15 protein-coding genes are annotated in these 18,511 nt (G+C 39.5%); 11 read left to right on the forward strand and 4 right to left on the reverse strand.

Annotation, left to right across the window (positions count from 1 at the left end):
• Nucleotides 1-9: 9 nt before the first annotated feature.
• Genes CRO15_RS16475 through CRO15_RS16515 form a run of 9 tightly spaced genes read left to right on the forward strand, consistent with a single transcriptional unit; the run spans nucleotide 10 to nucleotide 10,646 of the window.
• A complete protein-coding gene (locus CRO15_RS16475) occupies nucleotides 10-1,350 on the forward strand; it encodes an alpha-L-fucosidase (RefSeq protein WP_097046958.1) in 1,341 nt (446 codons plus the stop codon).
• 10 nt (nucleotides 1,351-1,360) lie between these two features.
• Complete coding sequence (locus CRO15_RS16480) at nucleotides 1,361-2,275, forward strand: alkaline phosphatase family protein (protein ID WP_097046959.1); 915 nt, start codon at nucleotides 1,361-1,363, stop codon at nucleotides 2,273-2,275.
• On the forward strand, nucleotides 2,262-3,809 hold the full coding sequence (locus tag CRO15_RS16485) for a sulfatase (protein ID WP_097046960.1): 1,548 nt from the start codon (nucleotides 2,262-2,264) through the stop codon (nucleotides 3,807-3,809). The genes CRO15_RS16480 and CRO15_RS16485 overlap by 14 nt, the downstream gene beginning before the upstream one ends.
• A gap of 5 nt (nucleotides 3,810-3,814) precedes the next feature.
• On the forward strand, nucleotides 3,815-5,911 hold the full coding sequence (locus tag CRO15_RS16490) for an alpha-L-fucosidase (protein WP_097046961.1): 2,097 nt from the start codon (nucleotides 3,815-3,817) through the stop codon (nucleotides 5,909-5,911).
• A gap of 5 nt (nucleotides 5,912-5,916) precedes the next feature.
• Nucleotides 5,917-6,975 (forward strand): glycoside hydrolase family protein, encoded by a 1,059-nt coding sequence (locus CRO15_RS16495; protein WP_097046962.1) that lies wholly within the window; start codon nucleotides 5,917-5,919, stop codon nucleotides 6,973-6,975.
• Nucleotides 6,976-6,990: 15 nt separating this feature from the next.
• Nucleotides 6,991-7,785, forward strand: a complete 795-nt coding sequence (locus tag CRO15_RS16500) for an L-fucose dehydrogenase (RefSeq protein WP_097046963.1) — start codon at nucleotides 6,991-6,993, stop codon at nucleotides 7,783-7,785.
• A gap of 5 nt (nucleotides 7,786-7,790) precedes the next feature.
• Nucleotides 7,791-9,086, forward strand: coding sequence for an L-fucose:H+ symporter permease (fucP, locus tag CRO15_RS16505; protein ID WP_097046964.1), 1,296 nt, complete (start codon nucleotides 7,791-7,793; stop codon nucleotides 9,084-9,086).
• Between the two features lie 15 nt (nucleotides 9,087-9,101).
• The gene (locus CRO15_RS16510; protein WP_097047154.1) at nucleotides 9,102-9,431 is read left to right on the forward strand and encodes an L-rhamnose mutarotase; all 330 of its coding nucleotides are present in this window, start codon (nucleotides 9,102-9,104) and stop codon (nucleotides 9,429-9,431) included.
• Nucleotides 9,432-9,488: 57 nt separating this feature from the next.
• Nucleotides 9,489-10,646: an alpha-hydroxy acid oxidase gene (locus tag CRO15_RS16515; RefSeq protein WP_097046965.1), complete on the forward strand. Its 1,158-nt coding sequence runs from the start codon at nucleotides 9,489-9,491 to the stop codon at nucleotides 10,644-10,646.
• Between the two features lie 9 nt (nucleotides 10,647-10,655).
• On the opposite strand, the gene CRO15_RS16520 is transcribed toward CRO15_RS16515, so the two are convergent.
• From CRO15_RS16520 to gldJ, 4 genes are all read right to left on the reverse strand, one after another.
• Nucleotides 10,656-11,558: an alpha/beta hydrolase gene (locus tag CRO15_RS16520; protein WP_243397005.1), complete on the reverse strand. Its 903-nt coding sequence runs from the start codon at nucleotides 11,556-11,558 to the stop codon at nucleotides 10,656-10,658.
• A 41-nt stretch (nucleotides 11,559-11,599) separates the two neighbouring features.
• Nucleotides 11,600-13,159 (reverse strand): sulfatase family protein, encoded by a 1,560-nt coding sequence (locus CRO15_RS16525; RefSeq protein WP_097046967.1) that lies wholly within the window; start codon nucleotides 13,157-13,159, stop codon nucleotides 11,600-11,602.
• A 170-nt stretch (nucleotides 13,160-13,329) separates the two neighbouring features.
• Nucleotides 13,330-14,610 carry a UDP-N-acetylmuramoyl-tripeptide--D-alanyl-D-alanine ligase gene (locus CRO15_RS16530; RefSeq protein ID WP_097046968.1) on the reverse strand — a complete coding sequence of 427 codons (1,281 nt, stop codon included), beginning with the start codon at nucleotides 14,608-14,610 and terminating at the stop codon, nucleotides 13,330-13,332.
• 65 nt (nucleotides 14,611-14,675) lie between these two features.
• On the reverse strand, nucleotides 14,676-16,331 hold the full coding sequence (gene gldJ / locus CRO15_RS16535) for a gliding motility lipoprotein GldJ (protein ID WP_097046969.1): 1,656 nt from the start codon (nucleotides 16,329-16,331) through the stop codon (nucleotides 14,676-14,678).
• Between the two features lie 385 nt (nucleotides 16,332-16,716).
• Here gldJ and porV point away from each other — a divergent pair, with 385 nt between their 5' ends.
• Complete coding sequence (gene porV / locus CRO15_RS16540; RefSeq protein ID WP_097046970.1) at nucleotides 16,717-17,865, forward strand: type IX secretion system outer membrane channel protein PorV; 1,149 nt, start codon at nucleotides 16,717-16,719, stop codon at nucleotides 17,863-17,865.
• A 78-nt stretch (nucleotides 17,866-17,943) separates the two neighbouring features.
• A complete protein-coding gene (cdd, locus tag CRO15_RS16545; protein ID WP_097046971.1) occupies nucleotides 17,944-18,435 on the forward strand; it encodes a cytidine deaminase in 492 nt (163 codons plus the stop codon).
• The last annotated feature ends 76 nt before the right edge of the window (nucleotides 18,436-18,511 follow it).

Genomic DNA, 18,511 nt, shown 5'->3' on the forward strand with positions numbered 1-18,511 from the left:
TATAAGACAATGATCAAACGTATATTTTTAATTGGTATTCTTCTTTTTGTAACCACATTTTCGTGGTCTCAAGTAGGTGGGGTTAAAACCAAATCTGATGAAAAAATGCAATGGTTTCAAGATGCCAAACTCGGCATCTTTATCCATTGGGGTTTATACGCCGTAAATGGTATTGATGAATCTTGGTCGTTTTACAATGGTTACATTTCACATGATAACTATTTGAAACAAACTAAAGGTTTTACTGCAAAAAATTATAACCCAGGAGCGTGGGCAGAACTTATCAAAAAAAGCGGTGCTAAATATTCCGTTATCACATCCAAACACCATGATGGTTTTGCCTTATGGAATTCCAAATACAGTAATTTCAATGCTGTTAAGGGTTCTGCAGCCAAAAAAGATGTGTTAAGTCCATTTGTGAAAGCACTTCGTGAAAATAACCTTAAAGTTGGCATTTATTATTCCTTGCCAGACTGGTCCTATAATGATTATACACATTTTTTGCGGGACTCCATTAGGTATAAGGCAAAAGATGAACCAAAACGATGGAACACCTTTTTAAAATATTATCAAGGACAATTAAAGGAGATTGCCGATTTATATAACCCAGACCTTTATTGGTTTGATGGAGATTGGGAACATAGCTCAGAAGAATGGGAAGCACCGAAAGTCAGAAACATATTATTTGAGAAAAACCCCAATACAATTTTAAATTCCAGGTTACAAGGAAATGGGGACTATGCTACACCAGAGCAAGGAATGCCCATTACTAGACCTAAAGATAAATATTGGGAGTTGTGTATGACCATGAACAATTCATGGGGCTTTCAAAAAAATGATCGTGATTACAAAACTCCAAATCAAATTATTGGAATTTTTGCAGATGTTATCTCTAATGGAGGAAATCTTTTGTTGGACATTGGTCCAAAAGCTGATGGAACCATTCCAAAGGAGCAGGTGAATATTCTGAATGAGTTAGGTAATTGGACAGCAAAGCACAAAGAAGCCATATATGGTTCAAGGGCCGGAATTCCTAAAGAACATTTTTATGGACCTACAACCTTATCAAAAGACAGGAAAATGCTCTACCTTTTTGTAAAAGGCAACCCAAATGGTGAAATTGTGGTTCGTGGACTTAAAAATAAGATTAACCGTATTTGGGTAGTGGGCAACGGAACAAAATTATCACATAAGGTGGTAGGGAAGGTATATTGGAGTCATTACCCTGGTATAACATATATAGATGTCCCAGAACATGCTTTGGACGATCATATTACGGTACTTGCACTTTTATTGGACGGAGAAGTAGATTTATACAGAGAGGATGGAGCTGTAATAGAAAGTAATTAAATATTTAAAGATGGATTTCAGGATAAAATGGCTTGTTTCAGTATTACTGATTTTTGGAGGTATTTTGTTTTGTACTGCTCAAGAGCGGTCAAAACCTTTGGTGAAACACGTCGTTTTGATTGGGTCCGATGGTTTTGGCGCGTATGCCTTCAAGAAAGCAAAAGCCCCCAACCTAAGAAAGATGATGGAAAATGGAGCGTATACACTTGAGGCGAGGTCGGTTTTACCTTCGTCCAGCGCAGTAAACTGGGCATCTATGATCATGGGCTCTGGGCCTGAACTGCATGGTTATACCGAGTGGGGGAGTAAAACACCTGAATTGCCTTCAAAGGTCATTGGCGATGGGAACATATACCCAACCATTTTTAGCTTGATACACCAACAACTTCCCAATACTAAAAAAGGAGCTTCATATTCTTGGGGAGGTATTGGATATCTTTTTGAAAAGAATATGGTCGACATCGATTTCAATGGGAAAACCGATGAAGAGACTATGCAAAAGGCCATTGAATTTATCTTAACAGAGAAACCTTCACTAACCTTTATACATTTTGACCAACCAGATGGAGCAGGGCATAATATTGGACATGATACCCCAGAGTATTATAAGGAAGTGGAAAAAATTGATGCCTTGGTCGGAAAAATTTTAAGCGCTCTTGAAGAAAATAACTTGATGGAGAACACTGTTATACTATTTAGTTCTGATCATGGAGGTGTAGGTAAAGGACATGGAGGCAAAACCTTGTTGGAAGTTGAAATTCCATGGATAATTTATGGTAAGAACATAAATTCCAAAGGAAAATTGGAGAGCAGTGTTGTTACTTATGATACAGCAGTCACAATCGCCCATTTACTGGGTCTGAAGATTCCCGATTTTTGGAGGGGAAAACCAATTTTAGAAGCAATAAAATATGAGGAAAAGTAAGTTTTTGGGCATAATTTGCCTGTTGATTCTAGTTTGTTCCTGTAAAGAAATCGAAAAGGAAGTTCCACAGCAACCAAACATTGTACTTTTTTTGGTTGATGATATGGGCTGGCAGGATACTTCCGTTCCCTTCTGGAACCAAAGAACAGCTTATAATGATTTGTACCATACTCCCAATATGGAACGCTTGGCCGCAGAAGGTATGAAGTTTACCCAGGCCTATGCAACTCCTGTGTGTTCCCCTACAAGGGTGAGTCTTATGACAGGAATGAACGCGGCTAGGCATAGGGTTACCAATTGGACACTTAGAAAAGATGCTCTTCAACCTATGGAGACAAATCATCCTACGTTGAGTTTTCCTGAATGGAATGTTAACGGAATGAGCCCCGTTGAAGGTGACCCCAAAGCGGTTCACGCAACTCCATTACCCAAATTACTTCAAGATGCAGGATATTATACCGTGCATACGGGAAAAGCTCATTTTGGAGCTATTGGAACACCTGGGGATGACCCATTAAATCTGGGTTTTGATGTGAACATAGCTGGACATGCAGCTGGTGCTCCACAAAGTTACCTTGGTATGGAGAATTTTGGGAATGGGAAAGAAGGTAAAGAAGTTTGGGCTGTCCCTGGGCTCGAAAAATACCATGGAGACGACATTTACCTGACCGAGGCACTTACACAAGAATCTTTAAGTGCTTTGGATTCTGTTAAGGGCAAGAAACCTTTTTTCTTGTATATGTCACATTATGCAGTGCATACTCCAATTATGGGTGATAAAAGATACTTTCAAAAGTATGTGGATGCAGGATTGGATTCTACAGAGGCAAAATATGCTTCCATGGTTGAAGGGATGGACAAAAGTTTGGGCGACATCATGGATTATCTTGAAAAAAATCAACTAGAGGACAATACAATTATTCTTTTTATGTCTGACAATGGCGGATTGAGCGCTGTTGCCCGAGGTGGAGAGCCACATACCCATAATAGGCCTCTAGCCAGTGGAAAAGGTTCCATTTATGAGGGAGGTATAAGAGAACCAATGTTAGTGAAATGGCCTGGTACAACAATACCGGGAGCATCAACTGATGATTATGTTATCATTGAGGACTTTTACCCTACAATTTTAGAAATGGCAGGAATTTCAGGTAACAATAAAGTGCAAACAATTGATGGAAAAAGCTTCACTTCAATTTTAAAAGGAGAAGTGGCAATTGAAGAAGAACGACCATTGTTTTGGCACTATCCCAACGAATGGGGGCCAGAAGGTCCTGGTATTGGAGCTTTTAGCGCTATAAGATCAGGAGATTGGAAGTTGATTTATTTTCACGAAGATCAACATATGGAGTTGTACAATATCACTGAAGATATTGGAGAAACCCAAAACATGGTATCAACCCAAGCGGAAAAGACAAGAGAAATGGCACAAATACTATCAGAACACCTTGTTAGTGTAAATGCACAAATGCCTTCCAATAAGGAAACAGGGCAAACAATCCCATTACCCAACCAAAAAATAAACATAAGTAAGTAGTAATTATGAAAAAAGCACTCCAATTCGTTATAGCAGGAGCAATAATTTTATCAGTATCGTGTAACAGCCAAATACCCCCTGAGCCCGTTGGCCCTGTTCCTTCGGAACGGCAATTGGCATGGCATGAGTTGGAGTATTACGCTTTTGTCCACTTTAACATGAATACTTTTACCGATATGGAATGGGGTACTGGAGGGGAGAAACCGGAACAGTTCAATCCAACACAATTGGATACGCGCCAATGGGCCAAAGTGGCCAAGGAAGCGGGAATGAAAGGCATAATCCTTACCGCCAAACATCACGATGGTTTCTGCTTATGGCCAACGAAAACCACGGAGCACTCGGTTAAAAATTCACCTTGGAAAAACGGCCAGGGCGATTTGGTTCAGGATTTGGCGGATGCCTGTAAAGAGTATGGTCTTAAATTGGGGCTTTACCTTTCTCCTTGGGATCGTAATAATGAGCATTACGGTACACCTGAATACGTGAAAATATTTCATGAACAATTGAGAGAGCTTTTGACCAATTATGGCGAATTGTTTGAAGTTTGGTTTGATGGCGCCAATGGAGGGTCGGGATATTATGGAGGAGCAAATGAAACCCGTAAAATTGACAATAAGACCTATTACGAATGGCCCAAAACCACCCAGATGATTCGGGAATTGCAACCTAATGCGGTTATATTCAGCGACGGTGGACCTGACATACGTTGGGTAGGTAATGAAGAAGGTTGGGCAAATGAAACCAATTGGAGTGTTATGCGTAGGGATGAGATACATCCGGGTTGGCCTAGATATGTGGAACTGCGGTCTGGGCATGAAGATGGAACGCATTGGCTTCCTGCAGAGGTAAACACTTCCATTCGCCCGGGGTGGTATTACCATGCAGGTGAAGACCACCAAGTAAAGACGTTACCTCGATTGGTGCAGACTTTTTATGAGTCAATAGGTAGAAATGGTAATTTTCTATTGAATCTACCGGTAGATGATAGGGGGCTTGTTCACGAAAAGGACGTTGAGCAATTGTTAGCGCTGAAACAACAAATTGACAAAGATTTTGCAAATGAATTGGCACAGGGACAGTCCATTGTGGCTTCGGATGTACGGGACAATGGATTAGTTTTTTCAGCGGAAAATGCTATTGATGGTGATAAAGAAAGCTATTGGGCGACCAATGATGGTGTAACCCAAGCATCCATTACCGTATCTTTTGAAGAACCCACAGAGGTCAATCGTATTGTTTTACAGGAATATATTCCTTTGGGACAACGAGTTAAAAAATTTAAGGTTAGCGCTGAGGTGAATGGCGAATGGAAAACCATTGATGAACAAACCACTATTGGTAATAAGCGTATTCTCCGATTTGAAACGGTAAAAGCAGATAAAATACAAGTAGAAATACTTGATTCAAAAGGACCCATTACACTTTCAAATCTGGAACTATACAGGGCTCCGGCACTTTTGGTTGAACCTGACTTTTCAAGAAATAGGGATGGAATGGTTTCCATTAGTGTGCCAGATGATAAGGTTGATATTTATTTTACTACGGACGGAAGCGACCCAACAACTGCATCGGCCAAATATTCAAAACCGTTTTCTTTGATTGAACCAGCCACTGTAAAAGCCATAGCCGCAGATCCAGATAGTGGACAGCAAACACAGCCTGCAAACCGATATTTTGATATTGCTAAAAAGGAATGGCAAATAATAGCTGCCTCTTCAGGGAATTTGGAGGATGCGGAAAAACTGATGGATGGAAACCCCCATACATTTTGGGCAACGGATAAGGAAGACAAAAAGACACCGGAAATCACAATAGATTTGGGTAAATCCCACGGATTGACCGGCTTTACATATTGGCCCATACAAACACGCTATCCATTTGGCATAATAACCCATTACGAGCTTTTGGTCAGTAATGATAACAGAAATTGGAATACGGTTGCAAAAGGTGAATTTGGGAATGTTGTTAACAACAGAATTGAACAAAAGGTGAATTTTGATTTAACTGCTGGAAGGTATATTAAATTACGAGCTTTAAAAGTTAATGGTGATGATACCAGAGCTTCTTTTGCTGAGGTTGGGGTGTTAACATCAAACTAGTATCCATGAAACAGGGCATTATATTTGTTTTTTTTATATGCTTCTTTACCTCGATGTCACAAGAAGCTAAAGATGACCTCTATTTTAATGACCAGTTTTTGCCCATTTCAAAGGATAATATTTTCAAAACTCCGGGATACTACAATTGGGGGACATCTATTATTAAAGGCGAAGATGGAAAATATCATTTGTTTTATTCCCGTTGGAAAAAAGAGTATAGTTTTTATGGCTGGCTGACCCATTCAGAAATTGCGCATGCTATTTCCAAAAGCCCCTCCGGACCATGGGAGTATGAAGAAACTGTGTTGAAAGGAAGAGGCAAAAAACATTGGGATGGTATTACTGCCCATAATCCCAAAATCAAGTTTTTTGACGGCAAATATTACCTATACTATATAGGAACAAACCTTGGGAAAAAGGAGTATTCGGAAAAAGACCTTGTAGAAACGGCACTCACCGGATATTCGCACCCTAATTGGAAAATTTTACGACCCAACCAACGTACCGGGGTTTCGGTGGCCAGTTCACTTAATGGACCTTGGACGAGGATGGATCAGCCCTTAATAGAGCCAAGTGGACCTATTACAACCTTGACGGTCAACCCCGCAATTGATAAAGGCAAGGATGGAAAATACTATCTGATTGTAAAAGGTGATAAACCCAATGAAAAACGCTTTATTCGTAATCAGGCAATTGCTATTTCCAATTCACCCTCTGGACCATTTGAAATTCAAGAAAAAGCGGTAATAGATGATATGGATACTGAAGATGTCTCTATGTGGTACGATAAAAACCTGGAACGTTTCTATGCAGTGTTTCATGCACATGATTTTATTGGCATGATTACCTCAGAAAATGGCAGCGATTGGAAGAATTCAAACCAGTACAAACTCTTGCCAAAATCATTAAATTTAGCGGATGGTTCAATTTTGAAGCCAGATAGAATGGAACGCCCTTTTCTTTATCAAGAAGATGGGAAGCCAAAGGTGTTGGCATTGTCCATTAAAAAAGGAGATGAATCGTATAGTGTTTTTGTTCCAATCAAGAAAAACAAGACTAAATAATTAGTAGTTTAAAAAATGAATTTAGGATTACAGGATAAAGTAATAGTGGTTACAGGAGGAGACAAGGGCATTGGAAATGGCATTTGTAATGTGCTTGCGGATGAAGGCGCTATTCCCGTAATTATTGGTCGAAAAGAACATGATGTGCAAAAAGCCGTTGATGCCATAAAACAAAATGGAGGCAAAGCTTTTTATGCAATGGCAGAACTCACAAATCCAGAAGAATGCAGGAAAGCTATTGAAAAAGTAGTGAAGGAATTTGGGAGAATAGATGGACTTGTCAACAATGCAGGGGTTAATGATGGGGTAGGATTGGAGCATGGTAATTATGAAGATTTTGAACGTTCTTTGCAGCGTAACGTAGGGCACTATTACGTAATGGCCCATCATGCCTTTCCAGAATTGAAAAAAAGCAGAGGAAGTATTGTGAATATCGGCTCCAAGACATCGGTTACCGGTCAGGGAGGTACTTCTGGTTATGCCGCCGCCAATGGGGCAAGAAATTCTCTTACCCGTGAGTGGGCAGTTGAATTACTTCCGTATGCCATTAGGGTAAATGCGGTGATTGTTGCCGAATGCTACACGCCATTATATGATCGTTGGATCAAAACATTTGAAAACCCTGAGGAAAGATTAAAAGAAATAACAGATAAAATTCCTTTGGAAAACCGGATGACTTCAGCAGAAGAGATTGCCAATGCTGTTGTATTTTTACTTTCCGAAAAATCAAGCCATACAACAGGCCAGCTTATTTATGTAGATGGGGGCTATACGCATCTGGACAGGGCATTAACCAAACCAAACAACTAAAAATTATGAGTAGACCAAAAGTAGTATCAAAAGAAGTGCTTTTTCCATTTATCCTAATCACTTCCCTATTTGCACTTTGGGGTTTTGCCAATGCGGTCACGGACCCAATGGTGCAAGCGTTCAAAAAGGTATTGGAATTATCAAATTCCCAAGCCGCTTGGGTGCAAATGGCATTTTACGGAGGATATTTCTGTATGGCACTGCCAGCAGCAATGTTTATGAGAAAGTACTCCTATAAAGTCGGAATTCTTATTGGATTGGGCCTGTATGCTGTTGGAGCATTGATGTTCTACCCGGCCGCAATAACCGAGAAATTCTGGTTTTTCTGCTTGGGACTATATATACTGACTTTTGGACTGGCTTTTTTGGAGACCGCTGCAAACCCATATGCATTGGCCATGGGGGCTAAAGAGACGGCTACCCAACGTCTTAATCTTGCACAAGCATTTAATCCTGTTGGTTTGATAGCAGGTCTGGTTGTTGCCCAACAATTTGTACTTAAAAACCTTCAATCTGATGACATAGAAAATTTTAGTGCGTTGGATGAAGCAGCCAAGACATTGGTAAGAACTTCGGATTTATTGGTCATCCGTAATCCATATGTGATTTTGGGGTTGGTCATCTCCATAATTTTTGTTGTCTTTCTGGTAAGTAAAATGCCTCAGGCCAGGGATGAGGACGACATACCGAGTATAGGAGCAATATTTAAGACGCTATCCAAAAACAAAAAATATGTATTGGGCGTATTGGCCCAGATTCTATATGTGGGTGCACAGATTATGTGCTGGACGTACATCTATCAATATGCAGAGGCGATTGGGATGGATAGTGTTACGGCCGGATACTACCAGATGGCAGCTTTTATTGTATTTGTGGTAGGTCGTGCCATTGGAACATATCTCCTACGTTTTATGAGTCCTGGCAAGTTGCTAAAATCATTTGCCATTTTAGCTTTGTTGTGCACTCTCGGTGCTATTCTTATAAAAGGAATGGTAGGACTTTATTGTATCGTTGGAATTTCAATGTTCATGTCTCTAATGTTCCCAACCATTTACGGGATTGCCCTAGGTGATCTTACAGAGGATCAATCAAAAGTTGGATCAGCTGGGCTGATTATGGCTATTGTAGGTGGTGCTTTAATGCCTAAGCTACAGGGAATGATTATTGATGTAGGTGGGAATGGAGTTGCCGATACAACAATTTTGGGAGTGTCAGAGGTGAACTTCTCTTTCATATTGCCCATGCTTTGCTTTGTATATATTAGTTGGTACGGGCACCATGTCTTTAAAAAACATGAATAGAAGGGGATGAACAACATAAAAAGATACTGCTTGGCCTTGGATTTAAAAGACGATGAGCACCTTATTCGCGAATATGAAGAGTATCATAAAAAAGTCTGGCCAGAGATAATTCAAAGTATCAAGGATTCTGGAATACAAAACATGGAGATCTATAGAATTGAAAATAGATTGTTCATGATTATGGAGGTCGATGCTTCTTTTTCTTTTGAAAGAAAAGCAAAAATGGATGCGGGAAATTCAAAAGTAGAAGAATGGGAGAACTTAATGTGGAACTATCAAAAAGCATTGCCCCAGGCCAAACCAAATGAGAAATGGATGCTGATGGACCAAATTTTCCAACTTTAAAAGGAAAGGGATAGGCACAATAAAAGTTTAGCATTAACAATAGTTTACAATTTAATAATGGCAAGAGGTCCTAAAGCAACATTCGATTCAAGATATCCTAGTATAGATGACTTACGTGAAAAGGCAAGCAAACGCATTCCTAGGTTTGCCTTTGAATATTTGGATGGTGGATGTAATGAAGAAGTAAACATAAAAAAAAACACTTCCGATATCAGGGAAGTTGAACTTTCACCTCGCTATTTAGATAGGTACGATGGTGCTGATTTGTCCACAGAGTTGTTTGGGCAAAAGTTTGATGCGCCGTTTGGCATTGCACCTGTGGGGCTTCAAGGGTTAATGTGGCCTAATTCATCTGAAATATTGGCTAAAGCTGCATTTGAGAACAATATTCCATTTATTCTGAGCACTGTTACTACCTCAAGTATTGAAAGAATCTCTGAAATAACAGAGGGCAATGCATGGTTTCAACTATATCATCCCGCCCAAGAGCAGGTGCGAAACGATTTAATTAAAAGGGCAGATGCTGCAGGTTGCCCGGTTATGGTGTTGTTATGCGATACACCAACATTTGGGTTTCGGCCAAAGGAAATTAAAAATGGCCTTTCTATGCCGCCCAAAATGTCGGTTGCCAATATTCTCCAGATTTTAGGTAAGCCAAAATGGGCCTTGGAAACGCTTCGCTATGGCCAACCTAACTTTGAAGTGCTTAAGCCTTATATGCCTAAAGGTCTAAACCTTAGTCAGTTGGGTCAGTTTATGGATCAGACCTTCAGTAAACGAATGGATGTTGATAAAATAGCAGCGATCAGAGATCTTTGGAAAGGTAAATTGGTTTTAAAAGGAGTTGCTACGGAAGCCGATGCAGAAAAAGCCATTGCACTGGGACTTGATGGTATTATTGTATCAAACCATGGCGGTCGGCAATTGGATGCAGGTGAATCAACTATAAGGCCACTGACCCGAATCGCAGCCAAATATGATGACAAAATTACTGTAATGATGGATAGCGGGCTTCGCTCTGGACCAGATATTGCAAGAACCCTTGCCAGCGGGGCCAAATTTACATTTATGGGACGCTCATTCATGTATGGAGCGGCAGCACTTGGAAAATCAGGTGGAGACCATACCATAACCTTGCTTAAAACGCAATTAAAGCAAGTTATGGAGCAAATAGGATGTACCGAAGTGGCAGATTTTCCAAGTTTTAGAAAATAAAGATTTTCCTCACTTAAGGTTTTGCAACCATTCAGCAAGACGATCGGTCCATGTTTGTAGATGCCCTTTTCCTATTGCCAAACTATACCCATGGCCTCCATGGGGGTAAATATGCATTTCTGTAGGAACTTTTTCCTTTTTTAAAGCCTTGTAAAACAAAAGACTATTTTCAACCGGGACAGCCTCGTCATCAGTAGAATGAACGATAAAAGTGGGCGGACTGTTTTTGTCAACGTGCAATTCGTTTGAATAATGATCTGCCAACTCCTGTGGAGGATTTTCCCCCAATAGATTATTTCGGGAACCTAAATGGGTGTTAGGGGTTTTCATGGTGATTACAGGGTATATCAAAACTGTAAAATCTGGTCTGGCACTCACATGATCTATGGAATCAGCTTCAAAAGAATTATTTGCTTCATAGCGGGTGGACAAGGTAGAGGCCAAATGGCCTCCAGCAGAGAATCCCATGATTCCGATTTGATTTTTTACGATGTTCCAGTTGCTGGAATTATGACGAACAATTCTCAAGGCCCTTTGTACATCTTGTAAAGGAGCTTTTTCTTTTTTGATAATTGATTTGGAAAGTGGTAGCCTATATTTCAACACAAATGCAGCTATTCCTTTAGAATTAAGCCATTTGGCAATATCTGTTCCTTCCCAATCATATGCCAAGCCTTGGTAACCTCCTCCAGGGCAAATAATCATTGCCTTCCCAGTGGCATTCCTTTTTGTGGGCAAGAAAACTTCCAGGGTAGGTTGCTGAACATTCTCAATCCAAAGTATATCATCTCTATTTTGTGTTTCTGACTCATTAGTTTTTTGTTGGTTTGGAACTCCATTGGGCCATAATGGGATAATGTCACCTTGACTATAACTGGCGCTAACACCGAATAGTGTACAAATGATATACATGAAACATTGCTTTATCATAATTGAAATCTCTCTTTTGTTCACTATTTAAGCTCCAATAGTTCGGTTTTTCTCAATTCTGTTCCTCTAATGTTTTCAAAGGTCTTTATCATTTCTGCCAATTTATCAGAGTTGCTTTTGGCCAGATTGTTTTGTTGCCCAAGATCTTCTTTAAGATTATAAAGCTGATATTCACTACTGTTCCCCAATTCAATGTTCACATAATTGTTTTTAGCGGGACCTTCGTAGGGTGGAATCATGGCCCAATCTCCTTTACGGAGTGCGGTTCGCGTAGAAGCTTCAAGAATCAATTCCTCACGACCATTGTTGCTTTTTCCCAAAAAGACATCCAATAGATTCTTGCTGTCCTGTGACTTGGTGTTACTTTTAACCAATGCGGATAGCGAAGCCAAAAAATCTATCTGGCTAACCAATGCTTCGGAAGTCCCTGGCGTAATTTTTCCCTTCCAATAGGTGATGAACGGAACTCGGGTCCCCGCTTCGAACAAACTGTATTTGCCTCCTCTCAGCGCTCCTGCAGGCTTATGGTCGCCCAGTTTTTCTACGGAATCGTCATAATACCCATCGTTGACCACAGGGCCATTATCACTTGAAAAGATAATCAAGGTGTTTTCCAATAAACCTTCGCTTTCCAATGTTCTAATAAACTCGCCTATACACCAATCGGCCTCAACAATAACATCTCCTCTTGGCCCCATACCACTTGACCCTACAAAGCGGGAATGCGGTGTTCTTGGCACATGGGGTTGCTGTAAGGCGTAATAAAGAAAAAATGGACTGTTCTTGTTGTTTTTTACATAACGCTGCGCTTCTTTAAGAAAATCATCGGCCATATCTTCATCGACCCACTTAGCAGCTTCACCACCTTTCATGAAGCCAATACGGGGAATTCCGTTGACAATACTGTTATGGTGTCCGTGATGCCATTTCATTTTTAGCATTTCAGGGTTGTTCTTGCCTGTTGGTTCTCCTGGAAAGTTTTTTTGATAATCTATTTGAATGGGATCATTGGGGTCCAGGTTTACCACATCTCCATTTTCAATATATACTGTAGGAACCCTATCCTGTGTAGCTGCCATAATATAACTGTGGTCAAAGCCTATCTCATTGGGCCCTGGACTTACTCTTTGGTTCCAATTTACATCACCTGTCCCTAGTCCCAAATGCCACTTGCCAACAATTCCTGTGGTATAACCTTGTTGTTTCAACATTTTGGGAATGGTTATTTGGGCAGTATCAATAATCAAAGGAGCAGTTCCAGGTAAAATTTTAGCGCTTTTGTTTCTCCATGGATATACGCCGGTTAAAAGGGCATATCTGCTAGGAGTGCAGGTTGCTGATGAGGCATACCCATTGGTAAATCGAATCCCGCCATTTGCCAATTTATCAAGATTGGGTGTTTTTAACTCGGTTGCACCATAGGCTCCAAGCTCGCCATACCCTAGATCATCCGCATAGATGATGACAATATTTGGTTTGGTCCGAGATTTTACTTGGGAGGCTTCCTTTTCTTTTTTTTCGGTTTTGCAGGCAGTAAAAGCTATAAGTAGTGTTAGCAAAACATTTTTGATGATGGGTTTCATGGTATCGGTTATATGGATAGCCCTAATTTACCCTTATAATTCCATTGCATCAAAATCAGATATATAATTGTGACAAAACAACCCGAAAAGAGCTCAGCAATCACACTGTTTTGAAACAATAAAGGCGAAATGTTGAAATTAAAAACTCTATCTATATTTTGTTTTGGAATTTAGACTTTTAGAAAATCCAATGTTCGTTCCAGTGCCATGCCCCTAGATCCTTTTATTAGAAAGGTGCCTTTTTTTAATGGGCTATGCTCAAGTTCGCTCCTTAGGTCGTTAAAAGACTTGAGCTTTTTAAAGGGAGTTTGTACCTGAAAAAAAATTTCTCCAACAAGAAAGACATTGGTAAACCCCAATTTTTTAGCTAAATCTGCTATTGCTTGATGTTCTTTGGCTGCATCTTTCCCAAGTTCAAACATATCTCCAAGGATAAGGGTTTTCTCTTGGGCAGTCATATTTTTAAAGTTCTCTAAAGCAGCTTTAGTGCTAGATGGATTAGCATTATAGGCATCCAAAATAATTTGGAATCCGTTTTTATCAATGATTTGTGATCGATTGTTCTGTGGAACATAAGATTCAAGGGCAGTTTTAATATCACTTAACGGAACATTGAAGTATTTGCCCATAAGCACTGCCGCGCAACAATTAGGGAAATTGTATTTGCCGATCAGTTGGGTTTTTATTTGATGTCCCTCAACTTCAAGAACCACAAAAGGATTGGCTTCAATAAAGGAGATGTTGTAATATTGATGGTCTTTGGTACTAAACCCTATTTTTTTTATGTATGATTTCAACTTTTCTTGTTGAACATCATCATCCCCATTCATGAAAACATGTTTGTCATTAGAAATGAGATGGTCGTACAGTTCACTTTTGCCTTCAATGACACCCTCAATCCCTCCAAAGCCCTCTAAATGGGCTTTTCCAAAATTGGTGATATAGCCAAAATCTGGTTGCGCAATCTTACTTAAGAAGGAAATTTCTTGTTTGTGGTTGGCACCCATTTCCACGATAGCTATTTCTGTATTTTCATTAATGGACAAAAGAGTGAGGGGAACACCAATATGATTATTGAGGTTTCCTATGGTGGCAATGGTATTGTATTTTTTGGAAAGAACTTTGTTAATGAGTTCCTTGGTTGTTGTTTTTCCATTACTGCCGGTTAAAGCGATGACCTTTACTTTGTTTTTGTTTCTATGTAAAGAGGCCAACTGTTGTAGGGTTTCCAATACATTATCAAAAACAAGGCAATTAACAGATGTCTTATGTTCCTCCTCGTCAATTATGGCATAGGCGGCCCCTTTTTTTAGGGCTTCTTCGGCAAAAGCATTTCCATTGAAGTTTTGGCCCTTAAGAGCAAAGAATATGCAATTTTTGGTAATTTTTCGAGTATCTGTACAAATAGTTGGGTGTGCTAAAAAAAGCTGGTGAAGTTCTTCCAATGTCATAAATCGAAGATAAAAAAAAGCCCTGATTTTTGGTCAGGGCTTTTATGAAATTATGTTGATGTTTTCTATTTGGCTTTTTTGTGGCGCACAGTTTTGTTCTTGGATTTGGATTTTGATCCAACTCTAGACATTGCACATCTAAAACCTATATCGTCAGTAGCCATATATTGGGGCTGATACCTACGTTGCGCAGGATCTAACCAAAAGGCTCTATCTCTCCATGAACCTCCTTTGTACACACGAACTTCATCATTAATCAAAGAAGTTCTATAGTTAGAGGTATCGTATTGACGAAGCAGTTTACCGGTTGAATCTCTTTCCACTTTATGTTTTGGAGAATCATACATTTTTCTGTTATCGGCTTCATCACTGAACCTTTCAAAGAACCTTGAAGAACCTGCGTCCCCATCACGATAACCACGATTATCACTTGAGTCAAAATTGGTTCTTAAATAGGTTTCTTCTTCTGTAACCGGTACCATTTCAATCTCTCCAGGAAGGTTAATGGCAACAATTTTACCATTAGGAAGTGTATCATACTTGATTTCATCACGCAATACCTTTACTTTTCCATCTTCATCAATGGCTTTTTTTAAGAAAATATTTCCACGGTAATAGTTAAAATCACTTATTTCATCATCAACAATTGGGCGATAAACATCGGCAACCCACTCAGAAACGTTACCGGCCATGTCATAAAGACCAAAGTCGTTGGGTTTGTATGATTTCACCTCGGCGGTAATATCGGCTCCGTCATCAGACCATCCAGCAATTCCACCATAGTCACCTTTAGCTTGTTTAAAGTTAGCCAATTGGTCACCTCGACCTACACGTTGTCCATTTCGGGTATAGTCACCCTCCCATGGATATTTCTTTCTACCTCTATAATTGTTGTATTCTCTAGACCCAATAAGCGCCTGTGCCGCATATTCCCACTCAGTTTCTGTTGGGAGTCGGTATTCTGGCATGATTACGCCACTACTTCTTTTGGCAAATGTGCTTATTGAATCACGTTTTTTCTTGCCTTGTAATGAATCTATTTCTCCACCATAAACCGATTCTGGATTGTTCAAATATGCTTCTGTGCTAAAAGTTCCGCTCATTTCACCGTTCAATACTTTGTATTTGGCGTCTTGGGCAATATATCCTTCTCTTTCCAACATGACCTCGTTGACCCTGTCGGTTCTCCATTCAGCATATTGTGATGCTTGTACCCAATTTACCCCTACCACAGGATATTCTGCATAGGCAGGGTGTCTTAAGTAGTTATTGGTCATGGTCTCGTTAAAGCCCAATCTATTTCTCCATACCAATGTATCAGGTAAGGCACCATTGTAAATGTTTCTATAATTTGGATTTTCCGGAGGATAAACAGCCTTCAAATAATCAAGGTATTCCAAGTACATAACATTGGTTACCTCGGTTTCATCCATATAGAAAGACTGCACATGTTGTTGCGTTGGCGTATTATTCCAATCGTGCATAATATCATCCTGGACCTTACCCTTGGTAAACGTACCACCCTCAACGAAAACAGTCCCAGGTGGGGTTTCCTGCTCTTTAAAGTCAGAATTGTATTGAAATCCACCCTCTTTCGCATTTATTTTCCATCCCGTGGCTCTAGAGACGTTTTTGGAAGAGGATGAGGAATTTTTACAGCTTGAAAAACTTCCTACTATAATAGCGCAAGAAAGTACAACTTTGATAAAGTGTTTTTTCATAATTTGGGCTTGAGTACTTTAAAACATAGGGTTTTAACCCTGAATTACTTTAACTTGATTTGATTTTTTAAATCCTTTGATGGCATTAAAACGATGTTTCTGCCATAATATTTTGTGCTTGTAAATAATTATGGAAACTATTCTACAGGCACCGAACTACATTTTAAACGTGAATGGTTGGAAAATAGTATGATGGATAGGTGTTTTAACGATTTTAGAACTATTAATGAAAGCTCAAAATGTTTGAATAGGTTCATTTTATAGGAATTTGTTTAAAAAAGTGGACTTTAACTACAAGAATTTATGGAAAAGTTCGTTTACATGTAATACGTCTAAATTTATTTACGCTATGGACGTTATTTTTACTAAACGCTAAACGCTTAAAATGAAAAAGTTACTAGTATTGGTAGTGTTGTTTATCATGGCCCCAAAGATAAGCGCACAACAAGAAAGAGTAATTACAACAGCCGTTCCATTTTTAACCATTGCTGCGGATGCTCGAGCATCTGGTATGGGAGATATGGGGGTGGCAACTTCCTTTGATGCTTATTCGCAACAATGGAATCCGGCAAAATTCGCTTTCGCAAACCAAAAAACAGGAGTTGGGGTAAGTTACACGCCTTATCTGGAAAGCATTGTAAATGATGTTTCCCTTTTGAACGCAAATTACTATAACAAGCTTAATGATCGAAGCGCATTTGCATTTAGTCTAAGATATTTTGGTCTTGGAGAAATAGAGCTTCGCCAAACATTTGATCAATTAGACCCTACATTGGTGAAACCAAATGAGTTTTCAATTGATGGCTCCTATTCCCTAAAATTAAGCCAGACCTTTTCTATGGCAGTGGGGGGTAGATTTATTAGCTCGAACCTTAGATTTCAAGAAAGTGGACAAGATTCGCAGGCAGCTAATGCCTTTGCAGTTGATATAGCTGGTTTTTTCCGTTCTAGGGAAATTGCATATAACAGTTTTGATGGTCGCTGGAGAGCGGGATTCAATATTTCCAATTTGGGAGGTAAAATCCAGTATGATGCGGGTGGTCAGGAGAATTTTTTGCCAACTAATCTAAAGTTTGGTGCTGGTTTTGACTTCATCTTTGATCAGGACAATGTTTTGGGCCTTCATACCGAATTCAATAAATTATTGGTTCCTACTCCAAGAGATTTTACAGGAGATGGTCTAATTACAGCAGAAGACAATGATGAATATCAGCAAATTGGGTTCTTTAGCGGCGCCTTTGAATCTTTAGGGGATGCTCCTGATGGGTTTGGAGAAGAATTGAAGGAAGTTACAATGGCTCTCGGCGCTGAATATAAATATATGGAATCTTTCATGCTACGTGCAGGGTATTTTAATGAGAATGAGGAAAAAGGATCAAGACAGTTCTTTACCTTAGGTGCTGGATTCAAATTTAAAACGGCACAAATAGACCTTTCTTATTTGTTCTCTACATCACAAGTGAGAAACCCATTGGAAAATACATTGCGTTTTTCTCTTACCTTTAATTTTGGAGAGGAGTTTGTCAACGACTAAAGGATAAGAAATATAAATTATAAGAAAACCTGTCGATTGGCAGGTTTTCTTATTTTTGGTCAAGACCCAATACAAATTATGGAGAAAAAACAGATTGGTTTTGAGCTTACCATATTCAATAATATTGAAGAGCTATCACAAACGGAGCAAAAATTGTTAACAGATGCTGAAAAAGCAAGGGAGAATGCCTATTCACCCTATTCCAATTTTAAAGTAGGTGCAGCGGTTTTGTTAGAGAATGGAGAAGTGGTAATTGGTAATAACCAAGAAAACTCATCATACCCATCTGGGCTTTGTGCAGAGCGTGTGGCTGTCTTTCAAGCTGGCGCAATATACCCCGGAGTTACAATAAAAACCATCGCTATTAGTGCAACCTCCAAAGATTATGTTGTGGACAAGCCAGCAGGTCCATGTGGTAATTGTAGGCAGTCAATAATAGAGTATGAGCAAAAACAAAAATCTCCAATTTCCATCTTGCTTCGTGGTGAAGTCGGACCTATCTACAAATGTGATTCAATGGCCCACATTCTACCTTTGGCTTTTAGTAGCTCATTTTTGAGCGATTCTTAAACCAAATCTTTTTACAAAACAGATATATATGTATTTTTGCCTTTCCTCAATGGAGGGGAATTTCATATAATACAAC

Origin of the sequence: Flagellimonas pacifica (genome assembly GCF_900215465.1) — a bacterium.
Lineage (GTDB): Bacteria > Bacteroidota > Bacteroidia > Flavobacteriales > Flavobacteriaceae > Flagellimonas > Flagellimonas pacifica.

Coding starts and splice junctions, on each gene's coding strand:
- gldJ (WP_097046969.1), bottom strand. CDS start 16,331: ATGAAAAAACACTTTATCAAAGTTGTACTTTCTTGCGCTATTATAGTA.
- CRO15_RS16480 (WP_097046959.1), top strand. CDS start 1,361: ATGGATTTCAGGATAAAATGGCTTGTTTCAGTATTACTGATTTTTGGA.
- CRO15_RS16475 (WP_097046958.1), top strand. CDS start 10: ATGATCAAACGTATATTTTTAATTGGTATTCTTCTTTTTGTAACCACA.
- fucP (WP_097046964.1), top strand. CDS start 7,791: ATGAGTAGACCAAAAGTAGTATCAAAAGAAGTGCTTTTTCCATTTATC.
- CRO15_RS16520 (WP_243397005.1), bottom strand. CDS start 11,558: ATGTATATCATTTGTACACTATTCGGTGTTAGCGCCAGTTATAGTCAA.
- CRO15_RS16495 (WP_097046962.1), top strand. CDS start 5,917: ATGAAACAGGGCATTATATTTGTTTTTTTTATATGCTTCTTTACCTCG.
- CRO15_RS16525 (WP_097046967.1), bottom strand. CDS start 13,159: ATGAAACCCATCATCAAAAATGTTTTGCTAACACTACTTATAGCTTTT.
- CRO15_RS16515 (WP_097046965.1), top strand. CDS start 9,489: ATGGCAAGAGGTCCTAAAGCAACATTCGATTCAAGATATCCTAGTATA.
- CRO15_RS16490 (WP_097046961.1), top strand. CDS start 3,815: ATGAAAAAAGCACTCCAATTCGTTATAGCAGGAGCAATAATTTTATCA.
- CRO15_RS16500 (WP_097046963.1), top strand. CDS start 6,991: ATGAATTTAGGATTACAGGATAAAGTAATAGTGGTTACAGGAGGAGAC.
- CRO15_RS16485 (WP_097046960.1), top strand. CDS start 2,262: ATGAGGAAAAGTAAGTTTTTGGGCATAATTTGCCTGTTGATTCTAGTT.
- porV (WP_097046970.1), top strand. CDS start 16,717: ATGAAAAAGTTACTAGTATTGGTAGTGTTGTTTATCATGGCCCCAAAG.
- CRO15_RS16530 (WP_097046968.1), bottom strand. CDS start 14,610: ATGACATTGGAAGAACTTCACCAGCTTTTTTTAGCACACCCAACTATT.
- cdd (WP_097046971.1), top strand. CDS start 17,944: ATGGAGAAAAAACAGATTGGTTTTGAGCTTACCATATTCAATAATATT.